The sequence below is a fragment of the Pedobacter africanus genome, from assembly GCF_040548825.1.
In the GTDB taxonomy this organism is placed as follows: Bacteria; Bacteroidota; Bacteroidia; order Sphingobacteriales; family Sphingobacteriaceae; genus Pedobacter; species Pedobacter africanus_A.
In genome coordinates this window covers 1,211,885-1,231,596 of the sequence record NZ_JBEPSL010000001.1, presented here as the reverse complement: position 1 = coordinate 1,231,596, position 19,712 = coordinate 1,211,885, and the positions used below count along the sequence as shown (strand labels likewise).

15 protein-coding genes and 1 riboswitch are annotated in these 19,712 nt (G+C 42.8%); of the genes, 7 read left to right on the top strand and 8 right to left on the bottom strand.

All coding sequences use genetic code 11. The annotated features are described in order from the left end of the window. Positions 1-5: 5 nt before the first annotated feature. From ABIE26_RS04985 to ABIE26_RS04970, 4 genes are read left to right on the top strand one after another with little or no spacing between them, the layout of a single operon-like run. Entirely contained in the window at positions 6-593 is a 588-nt protein-coding gene (locus ABIE26_RS04985; protein ID WP_310139375.1) for an RNA polymerase sigma-70 factor, read from the top strand. A 7-nt stretch (positions 594-600) separates the two neighbouring features. Further along, a complete protein-coding gene (locus ABIE26_RS04980) occupies positions 601-1,569 on the top strand; it encodes a FecR family protein (protein ID WP_310139378.1) in 969 nt (322 codons plus the stop codon). After that, positions 1,566-3,308 (top strand): hypothetical protein, encoded by a 1,743-nt coding sequence (locus ABIE26_RS04975; protein WP_310139380.1) that lies wholly within the window; start codon positions 1,566-1,568, stop codon positions 3,306-3,308. The genes ABIE26_RS04980 and ABIE26_RS04975 overlap by 4 nt, the downstream gene beginning before the upstream one ends. Before the next feature lie 41 nt (positions 3,309-3,349). After that, entirely contained in the window at positions 3,350-3,637 is a 288-nt protein-coding gene (locus ABIE26_RS04970; RefSeq protein ID WP_310139382.1) for a hypothetical protein, read from the top strand. 89 nt (positions 3,638-3,726) lie between these two features. Here the strand turns inward: ABIE26_RS04970 and ABIE26_RS04965 are convergent, their stop codons facing one another. The 6 genes from ABIE26_RS04965 to ABIE26_RS04940 form a co-directional block, all read right to left on the bottom strand. After that, the gene (locus ABIE26_RS04965; protein WP_310139383.1) at positions 3,727-4,296 is read right to left on the bottom strand and encodes a DUF6580 family putative transport protein; all 570 of its coding nucleotides are present in this window, start codon (positions 4,294-4,296) and stop codon (positions 3,727-3,729) included. Between the two features lie 59 nt (positions 4,297-4,355). Continuing rightward, positions 4,356-5,462 (bottom strand): cell surface protein, encoded by a 1,107-nt coding sequence (locus tag ABIE26_RS04960; protein ID WP_310139384.1) that lies wholly within the window; start codon positions 5,460-5,462, stop codon positions 4,356-4,358. Between the two features lie 21 nt (positions 5,463-5,483). Then, positions 5,484-6,578 carry a YncE family protein gene (locus ABIE26_RS04955; RefSeq protein ID WP_310139385.1) on the bottom strand — a complete coding sequence of 365 codons (1,095 nt, stop codon included), beginning with the start codon at positions 6,576-6,578 and terminating at the stop codon, positions 5,484-5,486. A gap of 69 nt (positions 6,579-6,647) precedes the next feature. After that, a complete protein-coding gene (locus tag ABIE26_RS04950) occupies positions 6,648-7,631 on the bottom strand; it encodes a PKD domain-containing protein (protein ID WP_310139388.1) in 984 nt (327 codons plus the stop codon). An 18-nt stretch (positions 7,632-7,649) separates the two neighbouring features. Next, the gene (locus ABIE26_RS04945; protein ID WP_310139389.1) at positions 7,650-8,774 is read right to left on the bottom strand and encodes a YncE family protein; all 1,125 of its coding nucleotides are present in this window, start codon (positions 8,772-8,774) and stop codon (positions 7,650-7,652) included. A gap of 5 nt (positions 8,775-8,779) precedes the next feature. After that, positions 8,780-10,843, bottom strand: coding sequence for a TonB-dependent receptor (locus ABIE26_RS04940; protein ID WP_310139392.1), 2,064 nt, complete (start codon positions 10,841-10,843; stop codon positions 8,780-8,782). Positions 10,844-10,940: 97 nt separating this feature from the next. Then, positions 10,941-11,140: riboswitch (cobalamin riboswitch) on the bottom strand. A gap of 79 nt (positions 11,141-11,219) precedes the next feature. Here ABIE26_RS04940 and ABIE26_RS04935 point away from each other — a divergent pair. Continuing rightward, positions 11,220-12,461 (top strand): serine hydrolase, encoded by a 1,242-nt coding sequence (locus ABIE26_RS04935; protein WP_310139394.1) that lies wholly within the window; start codon positions 11,220-11,222, stop codon positions 12,459-12,461. 4 nt (positions 12,462-12,465) lie between these two features. Here ABIE26_RS04935 and ABIE26_RS04930 read toward each other — a convergent pair whose 3' ends face one another. After that, positions 12,466-13,347, bottom strand: coding sequence for a polyphosphate kinase 2 family protein (locus ABIE26_RS04930; protein ID WP_310139395.1), 882 nt, complete (start codon positions 13,345-13,347; stop codon positions 12,466-12,468). Between the two features lie 168 nt (positions 13,348-13,515). On the opposite strand from ABIE26_RS04930, the gene ABIE26_RS04925 reads away from it, so the two are divergent. Both ABIE26_RS04925 and ABIE26_RS04920 read left to right on the top strand, forming a co-directional pair. After that, on the top strand, positions 13,516-15,963 hold the full coding sequence (locus ABIE26_RS04925) for a penicillin-binding protein 1A (protein WP_310139397.1): 2,448 nt from the start codon (positions 13,516-13,518) through the stop codon (positions 15,961-15,963). Positions 15,964-16,041: 78 nt separating this feature from the next. Beyond that, a complete protein-coding gene (locus tag ABIE26_RS04920; protein ID WP_310139399.1) occupies positions 16,042-19,149 on the top strand; it encodes a basic secretory protein-like protein in 3,108 nt (1,035 codons plus the stop codon). 142 nt (positions 19,150-19,291) lie between these two features. Here ABIE26_RS04920 and ABIE26_RS04915 read toward each other — a convergent pair whose 3' ends face one another. Continuing rightward, positions 19,292-19,642, bottom strand: coding sequence for a GIY-YIG nuclease family protein (locus tag ABIE26_RS04915; protein ID WP_310139400.1), 351 nt, complete (start codon positions 19,640-19,642; stop codon positions 19,292-19,294). Positions 19,643-19,712 lie beyond the last annotated feature (70 nt).

The window sequence follows — 19,712 nt, the reverse complement described above, 5'->3', positions numbered from 1 at the left end:
ATCACTTGAAGCTAGCTAATCATATTTCAGAAAATATAAACCTGCAGCAGGACGATGAGGCTTTTGAGCATTTATTCAAAACGCATTTCAAAGCATTGCACGCCTATGCCATTGCCATACTTAGAGATGAAGATACCGCGGAAGAAGTGGTGCAGAATATGTTTTTAAAGTTCTGGGAGAAACGGGAACTGCTGAATATTCAGACATCTGTGAAGGCCTACCTGTACAAATGTGTGTACCACGACAGCCTGAACCTATTAAAGCATGAAAAAATTAAAACAAAGTACCAGGATTTTGCTACTTATACCATGAACAGCCACAATGAACCTGCCTCGTCAAAAGTAGAAACCACCGAATTGGAACGGCAAATTGGGTTGGCACTAAACGAATTGCCCGAGCAATGCCGCACCATATTCCAGATGAGCAGGTTTGAGGAATTAAAATACCGGGAAATTGCGGATCAGTTGGGCCTGTCTGTAAAAACCATAGAAAACCAAATGGGCAAGGCACTCAAAATGATGCGCCTGAAGCTGGCCGACTTCCTTACGCTCATTTTATTAGGCCTGATGTATTACAAGGATTTTTTTAATTAGAAAGCACATGACTGATGAATTATTGATAAAGTTTCTTTTAAATGAAACTCGTGAAGAGGAAAGCATCACCGTGCAAACCTGGTTAAATGCCTCAGCTTCCAATAAAGACTATTTTGAACAGTTTGAAAAAATATGGAACAGTAGTAAAAAGCTATCTGCGAATAGTCCTGTTGATGAAAACGAGGCCTGGAGAAGGTTTAAGCAAAAAGCAGCACAAAAAAACATTAACGAACCTATAGTAAGACCTTTAAAGCCAGCTTACAAATGGCTCAGAGTAGCTGCAGTACTGGTTTTAATAGCCGCAGCATGGTCGGCCTATAACCTGTTTGTACCTGTCTCCTACAAATCCTTAACGGCAGGAAATGCGGTAACAAAAGAGCTGCTTCCGGATGGCTCTGAACTTACCCTGAATAAAAATGCAGAACTCAGCTACGCCTCCAATTTTAAAAGGAACAGAAACGTGCATTTCCAGAAAGGTGAAGTGTTCTTTAATGTTGCACACGACAAAAGCAAACCTTTTGTAATTGAAATCGATAAAGTGTCTGTACTGGTGGTGGGTACATCCTTCAATATAAAACATTTAAATGAGCTTACTGAAGTAATTGTAGAGACTGGAATTGTAAAGGTTAGCATGGGCAGCGAGGAAATAACCCTGCATAAAGGAGAAAAAGTACTGATCAAAAAGGGTGTACATGACCTTGTTAAAGAGCAAAACAGCGATGAGCTGTACAATTATTACCGGACCAATAAATTTGTTTTAAACGGCACTCCACTGCCAAGGGTAGTTCAAATACTAAATGAAGCTTATCATGCGCAGATCATTATCAATGACCCTGCAATAAAAAAAGAAACCATTTTTACTACTTTAAAGGCAGACACTACCCTGGAAGCTAATTTAACGACCATCTGTAGTACTATGGGTCTTAAATTTGTCCGTAACGAACAGCGGATCCTGTTGTCTAAACAAAAAAAATGAAATTAAAAATCACCCTGGCGCTACTCATCCTGACCGGATTTGCAAACGCACAAATGCCCCTTACGCCTTCCAGGCATAACCTGGAGAAAAGGGTAAGCATAGCTATAAAAAATACCCCGATCTCGGATGTGCTGAACCGGATCAGCAGGGCCGGCGACTTCTACTTTTCCTATAGCGGTTCGCTTTTCAGTCAGGATAGCCTCGTTAACGTAGATGTTAAAGACACTCCGGTCAGGGAAATTCTCGACAAGCTGTTCAGGAACAAAGTCGACTATAAGGAAAACGGGGAATATATCATTCTGCGTTATGCGGCCTATCGGCTCACTATTGAGCCAGAGAACATCACCACCGCAGAAAAACTCTACATCATCAGCGGTTACGTAGTAGATGTGGAAACTGGTAAAAGAATCCGGCAGGCCAGCGTATATGAAAAACAATTAATACCCTCTACATTAACAGATAACAACGGTTATTTCAGCTTAAAATTTAAAGGCGAACACAGCCAGGTAGCCCTCACAGCCAGTAAAGAAAATTACCGGGATACTACCCTTATTTTTTTATCAGACATTAAAGTAAAACCTGAAGGTTACAGTGGTCCAAATGATGATGAAGCTGCCGGTGTTTTTGCAGACGTAGAACGTTCCGGAATTGGAAGGTTCTTCATTTCTTCCAAACAAAGGATACAGAGCTTAAACATTCCCAATTTCTTTGCAAACAGTGCATTTCAGGCGTCCTTAACACCAGGTCTAAGCTCGCACGGACTTATGAGTTCTCAGGTCATCAATAAGTTCTCTCTGAACGTATTGGGTGGCTACACTGCAGGTACCAATGGTTTCGAAATTGCCGGTTTGTTTAACATCACCAAGGGTGATGTAAAAAAACTGCAGTTTGCAGGCCTGTTTAATGAAGCCGGAGGCTCGTTAAACGGCTTACAGTTTGCAGGCCTGATGAATGATGTGAGGGGCGATAAACAGGGCTTTCAGGCAGCAGGATTATTGAACCATGTAAGAGGAACTGCAGGTGGAAGCCAGGTAGCCGGACTTTGCAATCTCGTTTCAGGAAATGTCAAAGGGGTACAGATAGCGGGGCTTACCAATATAGCCTGTAAAAATGCAGGCGGCCTGCAATTAGCAGGATTGGGTAACATTACCACCAGGCATCTTAAAGGGGTTCAGATCGCAGGCCTGTTCAACTACGCAAAAAAAATGGGTGGCTTCCAGTTGGGGATTGTTAATGTTTCAGATACCTCCTCGGGCTATAGTTTAGGCTTGTTAAACCTTGTAAAACATGGCTACCACAAAATCAGTTTATATACTACTGAAACCGTAAACACCAATCTGTCTGTAAAAACAGGTAATGCCAAACTCTACACCATATTGCTGGCTGGGGCAAACCGATCAAAGAATGAAAAAATATATACTGCCGGACTAGGACTGGGGCACGATTTTATATTCAATAAACGTCTGTCGGCCAGCGCAGAGTTTAGTAGTCAGCTGGTATACCTTGGCGACTGGGACGGTGCCACTACACTTAACCGTCTCCAGGCCAATTTCCAGGTTCAGATCGTTAAAGGCGTTACTTTATTTGCCGGCCCGGCCTATTCCATTTACAGTATGGATAACTCCGGCACACCAAGTGCAGTGGGATATAAACAAAATATTGTCCCTTTGCATCACCACAGTTTTGGCAGGAACACTAAAGGCTGGCTGGGCTTCAACGCAGGCATCACCTTTATGTAAACACCTATAAAACAAAAATTTGTGTTCTCTGTTATGATAACATGGAACCATTCAATATTAAAGTTGGTTTTGGTGAGAAAGAAGTAACACTAACCATTTTACCCACCAAAGAAGGTTATTATAAAGTAATTTATTTTGGTGGGATTGTAGGAGCGGTAAGACCAGAAGCAGATGGCGAAGGCTGGGAACAGGTTGATGAGGATGAAATTACCGCTGGCGATTTGCCCCCTTACGAACCCAATTTAAATGCTGACAGGTTAAATTTTGTCATGTCTGAGTATATAATAAGCAATATTGGCGAAGAAATCTCGGCTATTTTAAAAGAATAAGACCTGGTGCTACTTTAACAGCTGTACAGCAAACAAAAAGGGTCATCTTTCCAGATAACCCTTTAAAATATCATTAAAATAAGTATGTATTAAATGCTTACACTCTTTTTGGCATTCCAGTAAGGCTGCCATGCCTTTACACCGAACATTACCGCTCCATAAATCACTGTGCCCAATAAAAACTTCAGCTCATAGGGGATGGCAGCTACAAGACAAGCCCAGAAGCCAGCAAATGTTGGTGGATATAAGCCTGGCACATACATCGGACTGATATCTGAAACAATCCAATGGATCAGCGTAATGACAATTGTAGACAGCACCAGGTTTTGAACGTTAACTTTTTTAAGGATAAACCTGCTGGCCAGTCCCATCAGCACGAAAGCGATATAGGTCCAGTACCAGCCCGGATAAAAGAAGCCGTAGCCTGATGTTTTGGCAATAAACAAATCACTCAGCAATAACACCAGTAAAGGAAAACCAAAGGCTTTCAAAGGATTACTGAAATAAGCAGCTCCAAACATTGCAATAGCTCCTACAGCTGAAAAATTGGCAATTTCCTTGAAGTTATCAGAATTAGGCGCTGCAACACGGAAAATACTTACAAGTACCACAACAAGTAATAAGATTAAGGTACTCGGGTTAAATTTAGATCCAGACATGTTCATTTAAATTATACAACAAAGTTATATTATTTCTACGGATAACAAAACAATCGGTTTTATTTGATCATCCCCAGGTCTAACACCCCCAGCAGCTCTGTAGAAAACTCGCCCAGTATGCCCATATTGGCCTGAACACCGGTCTGGATTTTGATAAAATCAATGCCGGCGAGGGCTACCGGTTTCCCGTTTGCGTCTACCGCATTTGCAATGTCAATTTTATCACCATCGGGCAGGTTGTCTGCATAACCAAAAGCAAAAGGCATACTGGTTATTCGGTTCCCCGCTTTGATGTTTGTGGATGGCAATAGTGAACCTCTCAGGGTATATTCGTTTCCAGTGATCCATGAAGGGTAGCCCTGAACCTTAGTACCCATATTCACCGTACCGCTGTTCCCTTTATTATCTCTCCAGGCCACCGGGCCACCACCCGCAGCCGGCTTGGTATAAGTTACCTCATAATCACGAACATAACCGGGCTGGTTGTATTCGCTGCCTTTTATTTCGTACCAGGTATCATCCGGCAAGCCATTTCCGTTCGCATCTTTCATCACCCATACAATTCCGGGTTCTGCAAAATCGGCCAATGGGTTACCAAAAACAATCAGGTCGTCTTTGCTGCTTTCGTTGATTACCGTATGATCGAAACCAAGTACAATATAACCTCCCCAGGCGCCTAAGGATACCAGGCCCGACTTTCCTTCCAGGCTTTTCGCTGCAGTAAGGGTACCCGAAGTCCGGTTAACAAACTGCCCCGGCCCCGGTAAATAGTCAAATACCTTTTTTACATAGGCGCTGCTGCCAGGTGTTACCGGGATATTGGGCAGCCCAACATTTACCGTATAACTCCACACAAACTCTCCCCCGCTATTTCTTGCCCGGTAATCTATCGTATAAATCCCCGATTGTATCGGACTAAACACGTAATCAGAACCATTCCCCTGTATTTCCCCGTCCAGCTTCCACTCCTGCTCATAGGCCTTGCCGTTTACATTTAAAGCCGAAAAAGCAATCATCTCATTTACCTTGATATTCAGCACCGTCCCTTCAACGGTCAGCTGCACCACAGGTGCTTCTGATGTTTCCTTATCCTTTTTACAGGCGGCAAACAGCGTTAAAACGAGCGCGAAGAGTATGGATAATACCAGGTAATGCTTAGCTTTCATGGGGTGTATCTATTTTAAATGTTATTTATAGCTGTATTTGAACACGGCGTTTTGAGGAATTGTTCCCGTAGCGAATTCAAACTTCTTTTTACCATCGGCTGCAAAACAAAAAAAGTTGCCATCAGTTGAATAATCGGTTGCATCGGCCACGTAAACATCATTTGTAAGTGGATCAACAGTAACCCCATACACATTGCTCAAAGTAGTTCCATCTGTTATAAAATCGGCACCTATGGTAGCATTTGTAATGTTAAACGTCTTTAATGCTGACGGATAATCCCCGGTAATCACGAATGCCTTTGTACCCGCTACAGTAATGGCATTTAAATCGTAAGCATAAGTCTGGATTTTACTATCCGACACACTGCTTAGTTTCTCAAAAGCCGGAGCCACGAAAGGCAAATACTGTCCTCTTGTTATTACAAATAAGTCGCCTGTTGCGGTAGCAGCTATTTTATTCGCGTTAAAACTAACCGCAATTTCTTTCAATTTTGTAAAGCTATTTAAATCAACTACTGAAACAGATGAGTTAATTGGATTGCTTACATATGGATGCAAAGAATTGGTAATATAAAGTTTGTTGTTTACAATGGCCATTTCTTCCATAGCACCACCAGCGTCCAATCTGGCTTCAATATTTAAACTTGCCGTATCCACTTTCGTAACGAAGCCGTCGTAGCAGGAAATATAAGCTTTACCTTTATAGAAGGCAACATTTCTTGGAGAAAAATCCTTGGTATCATTATAAAATGGAATTCGTTTAATTGATTTTCCCGTTGCAATGCTGATTACTTCAACATAAGCATCTTTTGCTGTTGAATTATCGCCCGTAACCATACAATACATTTTACTGCCATATTGTTTTAAAGCACTGGCCCCAGTTCCCAGGTCAATTCCGTTCTGTTTTTTAAAATAATCCTTTTCTATAGCTTTTGTAGCAATTTCGTAATAGGTAATCGTACTCTTATTTTTCTGACCAAACGGTCCTTCACACAGCACATACACCCCTGTTGTTGCATTCGGCTGCGGGTCAATTGGTGGCAATTTTTCTTTTTTACAGGCACTGAATGCCAAAAGTAATCCTGCAAGTGTAAATAAGTTTAGTTTGTTCATCATGTTGTTTTTTGGCAAGGCAAAGCTAAATAAAGTAACTCTGCCCTGTGGTTTTTATTATCTGTTTATTTATTATTTCTTTAAGTGTAAACTGATGTCAACAGCCCCCCCTACTTCTGTAGAAACCTCTCCCAGGAACCTGGCCCGCGGGTTGTTCCTGTCCGGTTCAAAAGGGTTTCCATTGGAATTTTGCCCGGTATAGATCTTTACAAAATCAATATGTGTAAGCTGTACGGTTTTGCCCTGCGCATTCACAGCCCAGGAAATATCAAAAGAATTGTAGCCTGCACCGGTATTTTCCATCAGGCCTTTATAGTCCGCAGAACCGTTATCAGTATACCCCCACTCCAGTGGTTTATTGGTAATGATACTACCGGTGGCCAAGGTGTTTTTGAGCAAAGTACCACTAAAACTCAGCTGGTCCTGATCTTTAATCCACTCCGGATAATAAGCATTGCTGTGAAAGGCATTGCGTAAAACATACCCCTCTTTACCCTGGTTATCCTTCCATCTGATGTCATCGGTCTTATTTTTTGGGTTATAATACGTGATCGTATAATTTTTAATTGTCTCAGTTTTGTTGTATTCACTGCCTGCGAGTTCAAACCATTCGCCGTCATCAGGTAAACCATTTCCATTCAAATCCTGCATCACCATTACAACTCCGGGCTCCGACCATTCCATTCCCTCACCAGTAAGCGGGTTTCCATAAATCCCCAGATCAGCACCTTCCTTATTCGCTATTGAGTGGTCAAACCCAAAAATCAGGTATCCGCCAAATCCGCCTAAGGATACCAATCCTTCCCGCGCTTTACCAACCAGCGCTTCGGCTGCTTTCAGTTCCCCGAGTCCGGAATTGATAAACTGTCCGGGTGCAGGCATATACTCATATATTTTGCTGATAAATTTAGAACTTGAGGGGCTTACAGGCCTGGGTTGATACTTGTCTTCTTCGGCACGCTCCTTTTTTTCACAGGCAGTAAGGCACAATTGAAGAGCGGCAATCATGATCAATGCCGGTTTTAAGTGGGTTCGTTTGTTTTTGTTGAATGTCATTTTTAAGATATATAGGGTTTAATAGATAAAAGCAAAATGAGCGGGGATATCCCCTGTTGTGGCCGTCCATTTCTTTTGTCCGGCAGGACTAAAACAGTACATTTTTCCGGGCGACACATAATTTTTGGCATCGGTTACAAATACCTCTTTTGTTATAGGATGAACAGCTATGCCATAGGGAATGGTGATCGACTTCTCCGTTCCATCCGTTATGAACTGTCTGTCCATCAGCGTTTCATCTTTCACATTCAGCATCCCGTAGGTTATCGTAAATTTTGCCTCATCATAACTCCATTCCGATCCGTAATAGTAGGCGATATCTCCATCAATGGCCAGGTTGCTTACTGCGATGTCAAAAGTCTTTTTCACCTGGTCTGTTTTGGTATCTATCACAAACATTTTGGAAGGAACATCGTAATAGTTTCCTCTCGAGGTTACGTATAGGTCGCCATACTGGTCGGCCTTTAACCGGTGCAGGTTGATGGCCACATCGATGTTCTTTACCACAGAAAAAGTATTCAGATCAACCACAGAAACCGTTCTTTCATACGCAGAGGGGCTGTAACCGCCGGAATTTGCTACATAAAGTTTTTGCCCTACTATGGCCATTTCTTCCGGTTGCCGGCCTACTTCAACCCGCCTCACTTCCGTCAAAGAGGCCGTATCTATCTGCGCTACAATTCCATTAGGTGCTGTTGGGTCACCTACCTTACCCAGATAGGCGCTTACGTAAGCCTTGCCGTCTTTAAATGTAATGTACCTGCAATTGATGATGTTGATCTGTGTGATGCGTTTGCCTGTCTTCACGTCCAATACCTCTACCTTATTGGAAACGTTGACCACCACATAAAGTTTTGATCCATATACTCCTATATCGTTGGCTACATCGCCCAGGCCTTTTACCACGGCCGGGTTTGCCTGGTTGTAAATGTTCCTGCGGTATATGCCTGTGCTATAATCCATATAATCCAGCGAGGCTTTGTTCATGTTCATATTGCCTTCATTCACCAGGTAAAAACCTTTGATGCTGCTGGACGGATTGGGCGGCAAAACCTGCTGCTGCTGTTCAGGAATCGGCTTAAGCTCTTTACGGCAGGAAACCATCAATATGGAGATCGCAATCAGGACAATTAGATTTTTCATGGCTGCTAGTAATTATAGGTTAGTGAAAAACGGTAATGACGGCCCGGCATCGGAAAATTGGTCACCACTTCGTAAGCCTGGTTCAACAGGTTATTGATTTCTGCCGTTAACCTCATTGCTTTTTTATTGAATTTTGTATGGTAATGAAGGGCGGCATCGTGTGTGTACCAGGGCAAGACGTAGTTATTAATGTTATTTGCAGTTTGGTCGTAACGTTCGCCGGTATACAGGTAGCTGTAATTAAACGACAGCTTTTTATAGCTAGCGCTAGCCAAGAAAGATCCGTTATGCCAGGGGGTATATGGGATCTGATCTTTGTAGCTGTCCGACTTCTTGTCGGCATCAATTGCCTGCTGGTAAGTATAGCTTATGCCGGCATTCAGTTTTAAATCTGGCCCCAGTTGCCAGGCCGACTGTATATTTACATCTATGCCTTTAATTTCTACAAGGCCAATGTTCTCCATCCTCCATCTAACCGGATTATTCGCAGGAACCGCCATTATCTTATCTCTTACCTTGTTATAATATAAATCTGCCTGAACAGAAAACTGGCTTAGCAATTTGTTTTCATAAGCTTTCAGGTAAGTAAAGCCCAGATCGTACTGTTTGGTATATTCAGGTTTCAATACGACAAACCCATAGTAGGTATAATACAGGTCATTAAATGTCGGCATTCTGAAAATGCTTTTATAAAACGAACGTACCCTGAATTCCTTTTGGTTAAAAGGCTGCCATGAAACCATTACTGTAGGTGTCAGTTCATTTCTGTCGGGATCTCCCGGTCCTTCCCTGGTTTGGTCATATTTAAGCGTACTTAATAAATTAGCCTGGATATCAAACCGGTCTAACTTAAACTGAGTAGCCAGCGCTGTAAGCACAGTATTTCTTACCGGGTAAGCAAAACGATAGAGATCCGCATCCAGCTTGTTCCACTGGTAATCGGCCGATAACACAATATCCCAATATTTCGTCATTTCAAGTTTATTGACAAAAGAAAGATAGATTTCCTGCTGATGATACTTGTTCTCTTCAAATCCGTTAATGTTGATTCGCTCCGGGTTGAGGTAACGCTGGTAATCATTTGCATATTTTGCCGTTGCGAGCAGGCTATATTTACCTATATTTTTTTCGTACGAAGATTGTAGAAAAGCATTCCTGTTCCATAATCTTTGCGGAAAATTAGATACGTTCGCCACAACTGCACCCGGCAGCCCCTGGTTATCTCTATAACCATACAATTTCACCCTCCATTTACTGCTGTCGGGCAATATCCCGTTTAAACCCAGCTCCAAACGCATGGTTTCAATATCTCCATCGGTCCTTACCTGAGTAGTGTCATACACCCCATTGGTTGACCTGAATTTGTACCGCCCATGTGCATTTTTATATTCTGCGCTAAGCGAGCTGTAAACACGATTGCTGATTTTGCTTTGCCAGAGTAAAGAAGGGTTCAGCAATCCAAACGATCCGCCTTTTATGGCTGCACGGATCTTTTGTGTCCGGCCATCAGAAAAATCAGGTTGTTTACTTTTAAGATACAGGGAACTCCCGGAGGCAAAACCTTTGGCCGGCTGAAAAATGGTGCTCTTCTGGCCGTTGTAGAGTTCTATCTCTTCTATATTGTCTAACGAAAATTTGCCCAGGTCTACCTGCCCGTTCTGGGCATTACCCAGTTGTACCCCATCGTAGAACACCGCAGTATGGTTGGTGCCCATACTGCGCACATTAATGGTTTTTAAACCACCAAGCCCGCCATAATCTTTCAATTGCACACCTGAAAAATAACGCACGGCATCTGCAACAGATAAACTGTTTAACTTTTGAAGTTCTTCGCCTGATAGTATTTGTAAGGGAGTTGATGATGTTTGCCGCCGGCTGATCTTTAAAGTCCTGATCTGAACTTCCTTAAGCTGGTTCACTTTATCAATAGAATCGGCTTTTTTTGCTTTCGAAGCATCCTGCTGGGCAAATAAAGTCAGAGGTGTAAAAAGCCCCAACCATAATGTGGCTTTAAAAAAAACAGATAAACGACAATTCATGCCATAAAAGGCATTTGATTTTCTTATCATTTTTGATGTGAGCTTTTACCCACAGCAAACAGTTAGATCAAGGAAATGAAATACAATAAACAAGCACTCACTCCAAGCTTCAATCCCCGAAAGCTATGAAATATTACCACTTCTGGCAGGTCTTCTGACTTACTCCCGGATATCCTGCCTTCCCAATTATCTTTTTTTCTAAGATAAAAAGTGGCCCGATTTGAACACCGTTACAGAGCTTACAGCTGCGGGACAGTTACGGAATTGCACCGTATTCCCTTTTAATCCCGGCCGGCACAGCCGGGAACCAAAAGCGAGGCAAAGGTACTTAATAATCCGTCCATCAGCAACAAGCGTTTTTGATATATTTTTTAATCCCTATATTTAAAGTCATTATTCCTTCAAAATGAAAAAAACAGCTTTCTCTATAACGTTCTCTATCCTGCTGCTGATTAGCTTGAATACCATGGCACAAAAAACCGACACCCTGCTCATCGAACAATTGATGCGTCAGCATCCGGACCTCTTTAACGGAGTTTTAAATCATCCCCAAAAAAACCAGGTGCAGATACTGTACACCCAGGTTAACCGCAATGCCAGAAAGCAGATCAGCTTTAAATCATTTAGTTATAACCTGGATGACCACCGCTATTTTTACCCGGCCAGTACGGTGAAACTGGCTGCCGTAATTTTTGCACTGGAAAAGATCAATGAAATTGGGGCAAACGACCTGAAGGTTAAGAAGTTTACTGCCGAGAGCACCATGATTACCGATAGTGCCTATACCAAACAAACCAAAGTAAATACAGATACCAGCGCCAAAAACGGGCTCCCCTCCATAGCACACTACGTCAAAAAAATACTGCTCACCAGCGATAACGATGCATTTAACCGTCTGTTTGAATTCATTGGCCGTGCAGAGATTAACCAGAAACTAAAAAAATACGGTCTTAACGATAGCCGCATCCTGAACAGGTTAGCTATTGGTGATGCCGGTGAAAGTTCAAAACACACCAATCCGGTTAGATTTTACGACGGACAGAAGCTGGTTTACAGTCAACCTGCCCAATACGATCCTAAAGAATACCCGCTTACTTTAACCAATACGGTTATGGGCGTTGGGTATATAGATAGTGCCGAAAAGCTGGTCAACAAGCCCTTTAGCCTGGTCAACAAAAATGCGTTCAGCATTTCAGATCAGCAGGCATTGATGAAAAGACTCATCTACCCGCAAGCCTTTTCTGAAAACGAAAGGTTTAACCTGACACCCGAAGATTACAAACTCATCTATACCTATATGAGCAAACTCCCAACGGAAAGCGACTACCCGGCCTACGATCCTAAAGAATTCTGGCCAACCTATGCTAAGATGCTTTATTACGGCCGGGAAAAGGGTGCCACCATCAACCCCGATCTGAAAATATACAATAAATATGGCGATTCATATGGTTTCATCATCGACAATGCTTACTTCAAAGACAGCAAAAACAAGGTCGAGTTCTTTTTAACAGCCGTTGTCCAGTCTAACGAAGATGGCATCTATAATGACAACAAATACGATTACGATCAGGTATGCTTCCCTTTTATGAAAAACATAGGCCAGGTAATTTTTGATTACGAACTGCAAAGAAAAGCCAAAAAGAAATAAGCTCTTATTGCTCGTTTATCAGCTGTTTCCTGATTTCGTCCAGTTTCTCCAGTTCTGCGCTGGCCAACACCGGAAACTTCAGGTCCATCTTTTTAAATACATCTTCCAGGATATGGCTTATGGTTAGCCTGGCGTACCACTTCTTGTCGGCCGGCACAATATACCATGGGGCCTGCGCTGTCGAAGTTTCCTCAATTGCCTCTGCATAAGCTTTCATATAATCCTTCCACAACCCTCTTTCCCTGATGTCTGCGGAAGAAAATTTCCAGTTCTTTGCCCGGTCTTCAATTCTGTCCAGGAAACGCTGCTTCTGCTCCTCTTTTGAAACGTGCAAAAAGATCTTCACAATAACCGTCCCGTTATCCGTAAGGTGCTTTTCAAAATTCCTGATGCTCTCATACCTGCGTTTCCAGAATGTTTTGTCAATTTTCTGTACACTATCATATCCCGGTAACTTTTCATTTAAAACATATTCCGGGTGTACCTTACAAACCAAAACATTTTCGTAGTGCGAGCGGTTATGGATCCCGATCCGGCCGCGCTCGGGCAAGGCCTTATAATGCCGCCATAAAAAATCGTGATCATATTCTTCAGATGTAGGGGTTTTAAAACTGTATACCTGGCAGCCCTGGGGGTTTAAGCCCGACATCACATGCTGTATTGCGCTATCCTTTCCGGCTGCATCCATCGCCTGAAACAGGATCAAAACAGAATGAGAATCGGCGGCATACAAAGTTTCCTGAAGGGCACTCAGCCTGGTTTTGATCTCTTCCAGCTCCTCGCTCCCCTTTTCCTTATTGTTTTCGCCCTTATAGGTAGTCGAAAAATCATCCAGCGAAACTTTCTTCCCCGGAACAGCTAAAAATTGTTCAATCTCTTTATTCATAGGTTCCTGCAAATTGTATTAACAATACCCGTAAAGCTAAGCATAGATCTTTTTAAAACCTTTGTAACTTTACATGAAAATTTAAGTAAATTAAATATGTTAATTTGCACTGCAACTTTTAACACTATTTAACACAAACTGTTTTACGTTTTTTTGATCTTTACCCGCATGTTTAAAGAAATTCGCAATAAGTACATCCGTTATTCTAGCATATTCCTTTTTTGTATCATCGTCTTCTTCTGTGCACTGCAACTCAATTTCTTATGGTTATTTGGGTATTCCCCATCCTATGAGGACATCAAGACCCCTACCCTCCGTGTAGGCTCAGAACTCTATACCTCAGACGGAAAGTTAATAGGCCGTTATTATAAAGAAAACCGCACCCCCGTTAGCTTCAATGAAATCTCGCCGAGTGTGGTTAAAGCATTGGTGGCTACAGAGGATGTCCGTTTTTACAAGCACATGGGCATTGATTTCCGCTCACTGCTGTCCAGCGGTATTTCTACGGCTACGGGCGACAAGCGCGGGGCAAGTACCATTACCCAGCAGCTGGCCAAAAACCTTTACCGCACCCGTTACAATAAATCGCAGGGTTTGCTCAGCCGCATTCCGCTGGTACGTACCATTGTGGCCAAACTTAAAGAGTGGTTAACTGCAGTAAAACTGGAATCCAACTACTCCAAAAATGACATCATTACCATGTACCTCAATACGGTATCCTTTGGAAACAATGCATACGGTATTAAAACTGCGTCACGCGTCTATTTTGATAAAGAAGCCAATGAACTTGATGTTCCCGAATCGGCTCTGCTGGTAGGCATGTTAAAAGGTACCAGTCTCTATAACCCGGTAAAAAATCCGCAAAAAGCACTGGAACGCCGTAATGTCGCCCTGGCTCAGATGAACAAATACAGCTACATTTCAGCTGCCGAACTGAATGCCTACAAAAGTGTGCCCATCAAATTAAAAGAAGGCCGGGTTGATGAAGGCAGTGATGGCGATTCCTACCTCAGAGCAGCAGTAGATAAGTACCTCGAAAAATGGTGTAAAGACAACAATTACGACCTATATGAGGATGGTCTGAAAATATACACTACCATAGATTCCAAACTGCAGAAATATGCCGAAGAAGCCGTTGCGGAACAAATGAAAATTGTACAGCGACGGTTTTACAGCGTTTGGGGAAATGAAGATCCCTGGGAAGACTCCGAAGGAAAGAAAGTGGATTATCCAGACCGCGCCATGCGTAATCTGCCCATCTACAAACAACTTGAAAAAAAATATCTCAATACACCAGACTCCATAACAGCCTATTTCAACAGGAAAAAGAAGATGAAGATCTTTACCTGGAAAGGCGATCGCGATACCCTGTTCTCTACATTGGATTCCATCCGTTACTATGGAAAAATTATGAATACAGGAATGATGACGCTCGATCCTTTTAATGGTAAAATTAAAGTATGGGTAGGTGGACTGGACCATAAATATTTTAAGTACGACCACGTAAACCAGTCTAAACGACAAGCGGGATCAACATTTAAACCCTTCGCTTACCTTGCCGCCCTGGAAAGCGGCATGAGTCCCTGCGACAAATTTACCGACAAACCGGTAAGAATTGCCTACCAGGAAAAAGGTAAAACTGAATACTGGGAGCCAAAAAATGCTGATTGGAGCGTGAGTTATCGGGAAATGTCACTGCGCTGGGCTATGGGAAAATCTGTAAATACCATTACCGCCCAGGTTACTGAAAAAGTAGGCTGGGAAAATGTAGTAAAATGGGCGCACGACTGCGGTATCGACAGTCACCTTGAATCTGTACCATCCGTTAGTTTAGGAACCAACGACGTCTCTGTATTCGAAATGGTTAAAGCTTACGGAACCTTTCTGAACGGCGGTTTAAAAACGGACCCTATCCTGGTGGAAAAGATTACCGACCTGGACGACAACATCATAGAAGAATTCAAAGCAAAAACAAAACGTGTGCTGAGCGAGGAAATATCCTGGCTGATGCTCTACATGTTCAGGGGTGGAATGGAAGAGCCAGGCGGTACATCGCAGGCGCTATGGGAATGGGACCTTTGGAAAAAAGGCAACCAGATCGGCGGAAAAACAGGCACCTCAAATGACTATGTAGACGCCTGGTACATGGGCATCACCAAAGACCTGGTAACAGGTGTCTGGGTAGGCTGCGATGAACGTACAGCCCATTTTAAAAATGGCGAAACCGGGGAAGGTTCCAGAACAGCCCTTCCTGTTTTTGCGAAATTCATGGAAAAGGTATACAAAGATCCAAGCACAGGGTATACCATGGGCCCCTTTCCTAAAGCTAAAGTCAAAATAACCCGTGAGATCAATTGCCCTACCCCAAGGTATGAAGTGGATACGACTTCAAACGATAGCCTGACCGTGGATTCCACTAACTTTGATGTTCCCAAAATAGAAGAGCAACAACCGGCAGTTACGACAGAGCCAGTAGTACAAAAAACAGAAGAAAAGAAACCTGTTGAGCCAATAAAACAACCCGCTCCTGAAGTACCTTTAACCAGGAAGGAAGAAAGGGAACTGCGAAAAAAACAACGCCAGGAAGAAAGGGAAAGAAAGAAGAATAACCAATAACACCACACATTATCCCTATATAAATACCGCAAACTAGCTATTACTTTTTTGCGTAAATTTAAATGAAATATATGCGTTATGAATAAAAGCTATACCTTCCTTAAAAGACTTCTACCTGTTCTGTTTATCTTCATCGTTTCTTCCCAGTCTATCTATGCCCAATACTTCGGACAAAACAGGGTACGCTACAACAATGAGAAGTTTAAAGTGCTGCAAACACCGCATTTTGAAATTTACTATTACCTGAAAAATGAAAAGATGATCCAGAAATTTGCGCAAGACGCAGAAACCTGGTACAAAATGCACCAGGAAATTTTCAGGGATACTTTTTTAAAGAAAAATCCAATTATCCTTTACAACAATCACCCCGATTTCCAGCAAACTACTGCCCTGCAAGGCGAGGTAGGCATCGGAACGGGTGGTGTAACCGAGGCCTTTAAAAACAGGGTAATCATGCCTGTAATGGAACTGAATAACCAAACCAGGCACGTGCTTGGTCACGAGCTGGTCCATGCCTTCCAATACCACCTTTTACTGGAAAAAGATACCATAGGCCTTGAAAACATTAGCCAAATCCCCCTCTGGATGATTGAAGGAATGGCCGAATACCTTTCTGTAGGTAAAACAGATGCCTTTACTTCCATGTGGATGCGCGACGCACTGCTCAACAGGGATATCCCCTCTTTAAAAGACCTCACCAACTCCAATAAGTATTTCCCTTATCGTTACGGCCAGGCATTCTGGACCTTCGTAGGTTCAGTATATGGCGATACCACCATAGTTCCGCTATTTAAGGCAACTGCAAAATACGGATATGAAAATGGCTTGAGATATACTTTTGGCTACGATGACAGGACGCTTTCGGGTTTATGGAAAAATGCAATTGAAGCGCATTATCGTCCAATGTTAAAAGCCGATAGCTCCCAGATCAGAATTACCGGAACGAAAATCATCGACAATAAAAATGCAGGTAATATGAATGTAGCACCATCTATCAGCCCGGATGGCAAATACCTCGCGTTCCTATCCGAGAAAGACCTGTTCGGAATAGACCTCTTCCTGGCTGATGCCAAAACGGGAAAGATCATCAGAAAGCTTAGCAGCCAGGTTTCAAATTCGCATATTGATGATTTTAATTTCCTCGAATCTGCCGGCACCTGGTCGCCCGATGGCAAACAGTTTGCATTCAGCATCTTCAGTAAGGGAAAAAACCAGCTGATGATCGTTAATGTCGACAACGGCAGTGTCGCCTTACGTGCAGAAATGGGTGAAGTAGCCCAGTTTGGCAACTTGACCTGGTCGCCGAACGGCGAAGACATTGCCTTCTCGGGCATGGTACAAGGCCAGAGCGACATCTTTTCCTATAACCTTAAGACAAGAAAAGTTACCCAGATCACCAATGATTCCTACTCCGACTATGCCCCTGCCTATTCACAGGATGGCAGGAAAATAGCGTTCTCGTCCGACAGGGCATCTATGGCCAAAAACAACAATATGGCCGTTCATGCTTTAAACCTGAGCATATACGATATAGAAAGCAAATCCTTAACAGACATCCCGGTATTCCCAGGTGCCAATAACCTGAATGCACAATTCTCGGGCGACAGCAAGCGCCTGTTCTTCCTGTCCAACCGCGATGGTTTCAGGAATTTATATGAATACAACCTGGGCGACAATACCGTAAAACAGCTTACAGACTATTTTACCGGCATCAGTGGCATTACCGAATTTTCTCCGGCAATCTCTGTCTCCAGAAATGATGATATCGTTTACAGCTATTACCGTTCACAGCGATATACGCTTTACAATTCCCCGATCAGCAGTTTCCGTTCGAAACCTGTTGATGCCAATGCTGTAAATTTTGACGCAGCCATATTGCCGCCAATGGAATCCATAGGTGTCGACATTGTAAATTCTAACCTCGGCAACTTTGAGCGTTTCGAAAAAACCACTACCGACTCGATGCGCCTGGTTCCTTATCGGCCTAAGTTTAAGCTCGATTACCTGGCCAATAGCGGTGTGGGGGTTTCTACCAGCAGGTTTGGCACGGGTGTACAGGGCGGTATCGTTGGGATGTTCAGTGATATTCTTGGACGTAACCAGATCATCGCCAACCTTTCCGTAAATGGCGAGATTTATGACTTCGGAGGTATGGTGGGTTACATCAACCAGCAACAAAGAATCAACTGGGGCGTAGCCCTTTCACACATTCCTTACCTTACCGGTTATAGGGAAATCGTTCCGGATAAGTTAAAAAATGGCGACACAGAAATTAATGTAATTAACGACCGTACCAACCTGATCAGAACTTTTGAAGATCAGGCCCAGGTATTTGGGGCTTACCCTTTTAACAAAGTACACAGGTTTGAAATGGGCGGAGCAGTTTCACGTTACAGCTATCGGGTAGACCGCATCAGCAATTATTATGAAAATATCAATGGCTACCCGGGCTATTACATCACTTCCGACAAAAGAAAAGTCCCTCTAAGTGAAGCGACTAATGATATAGGTGTTCCATTAAAAAGCTTCAGCATCTTCCAGGCCAATGCCTCTTTTGTAGGCGATAATTCTATAAATGGCATCACCTCTCCTCTTGATGGTTTCAGGTATAGGGTTGGCATAGAACAGTATTTTGGCGATTACCAATTCTCTGCGGTTACAGTAGACCTTAGAAAATACTGGCGCCTAAAACCCATCACCATTGCTGCAAGAAGCTATAACTACCAGAGAATTGGTAAAGACGGAGAAAATCTTTACCCCTTATACGTAGGTTATCCTTATCTGATCAGGGGTTATGAGGCAAACTCGCTGTACAATACCCGGAACAGTTCAGCCAATGGATTTGACATCAATCAATTGTCCGGAAATAAAATAGCCGTGTTCAATTTTGAACTTCGGCTTCCTTTTACCGGCCCTAAAAAATTATCGGCAATTCCTTCGAAATTCCTGTTTACAGATCTGAACCTGTTCTTTGATGCCGGTTTGGCCTGGAATGAAGATTCTAAAGTTGTATTCAAAAATCAGCCAACAAATCCGAAAGAACGCGTACCTGCAATGAGCGTAGGTATGTCTTTAAGGGTAAATGTATTCGGATATTTTGTACTTGAGCCTTATTATGCCATTCCGTTCCAGCGTACAGATCTAACACTAGGTGTATTCGGCCTTACATTTGCACCAGGATGGTAAAAAAAGCTCTCCGTTGAGAGCGGAGAGCCTGCTAAAAAAACTAAAAACTGAGAGCGCTGAGCGCGTGTAGAGAGCGTTAATGGCGGGTTGAGAGCATATCTTTTAACACCTGTATAAAGAAACTTATACAGGTGTTGCTATTTTAAGAAAGCATGTTAAACGACAGGTTCACCTGGTTGATCATCTTCTTCCCCGAAGTGATGTGCTCAAAATCCAGACCTATCGTTAGATCCACCCAGTCAGGATTACAAGACCTTACCAGCCGCTCCTTTTGCATACGCGTAAACCTGCTGATCAGCTTGAACCGGCTCAAAGCCTGGGCTTCTGTTTTCAGCTCCTCGAAATAAACAAGCCTCGTCAGCTGCTGCCCGCTGTCAAAAAACAAACAAGGCATTTGCTTATAGAATTCCAGGGTCTTAATCAGATTAGAACTCATCCCTACATGTAAACTTGTACGGTTTCTGTCGGTTACGATGTACACAAATTTTTTCATGACTATCTTTTAAAATTGTTTATAACTAAATAAATTAGTATATATTTGTATAGAGAATAATATAACTAAC

What these genes read in the sequence shown, in the direction of transcription:
- ABIE26_RS04950 (WP_310139388.1), bottom strand. Translation starts at nt 7,631, where the DNA reads ATGACATTCAACAAAAACAAACGAACCCACTTAAAACCGGCATTGATC.
- ABIE26_RS04955 (WP_310139385.1), bottom strand. Translation starts at nt 6,578, where the DNA reads ATGATGAACAAACTAAACTTATTTACACTTGCAGGATTACTTTTGGCA.
- ABIE26_RS04970 (WP_310139382.1), top strand. Translation starts at nt 3,350, where the DNA reads ATGGAACCATTCAATATTAAAGTTGGTTTTGGTGAGAAAGAAGTAACA.
- ABIE26_RS04945 (WP_310139389.1), bottom strand. Translation starts at nt 8,774, where the DNA reads ATGAAAAATCTAATTGTCCTGATTGCGATCTCCATATTGATGGTTTCC.
- ABIE26_RS04930 (WP_310139395.1), bottom strand. Translation starts at nt 13,347, where the DNA reads ATGAATAAAGAGATTGAACAATTTTTAGCTGTTCCGGGGAAGAAAGTT.
- ABIE26_RS04980 (WP_310139378.1), top strand. Translation starts at nt 601, where the DNA reads ATGACTGATGAATTATTGATAAAGTTTCTTTTAAATGAAACTCGTGAA.
- ABIE26_RS04915 (WP_310139400.1), bottom strand. Translation starts at nt 19,642, where the DNA reads ATGAAAAAATTTGTGTACATCGTAACCGACAGAAACCGTACAAGTTTA.
- ABIE26_RS04965 (WP_310139383.1), bottom strand. Translation starts at nt 4,296, where the DNA reads ATGTCTGGATCTAAATTTAACCCGAGTACCTTAATCTTATTACTTGTT.
- ABIE26_RS04940 (WP_310139392.1), bottom strand. Translation starts at nt 10,843, where the DNA reads ATGATAAGAAAATCAAATGCCTTTTATGGCATGAATTGTCGTTTATCT.
- ABIE26_RS04920 (WP_310139399.1), top strand. Translation starts at nt 16,042, where the DNA reads ATGAATAAAAGCTATACCTTCCTTAAAAGACTTCTACCTGTTCTGTTT.
- ABIE26_RS04935 (WP_310139394.1), top strand. Translation starts at nt 11,220, where the DNA reads ATGAAAAAAACAGCTTTCTCTATAACGTTCTCTATCCTGCTGCTGATT.
- ABIE26_RS04925 (WP_310139397.1), top strand. Translation starts at nt 13,516, where the DNA reads ATGTTTAAAGAAATTCGCAATAAGTACATCCGTTATTCTAGCATATTC.
- ABIE26_RS04975 (WP_310139380.1), top strand. Translation starts at nt 1,566, where the DNA reads ATGAAATTAAAAATCACCCTGGCGCTACTCATCCTGACCGGATTTGCA.
- ABIE26_RS04960 (WP_310139384.1), bottom strand. Translation starts at nt 5,462, where the DNA reads ATGAAAGCTAAGCATTACCTGGTATTATCCATACTCTTCGCGCTCGTT.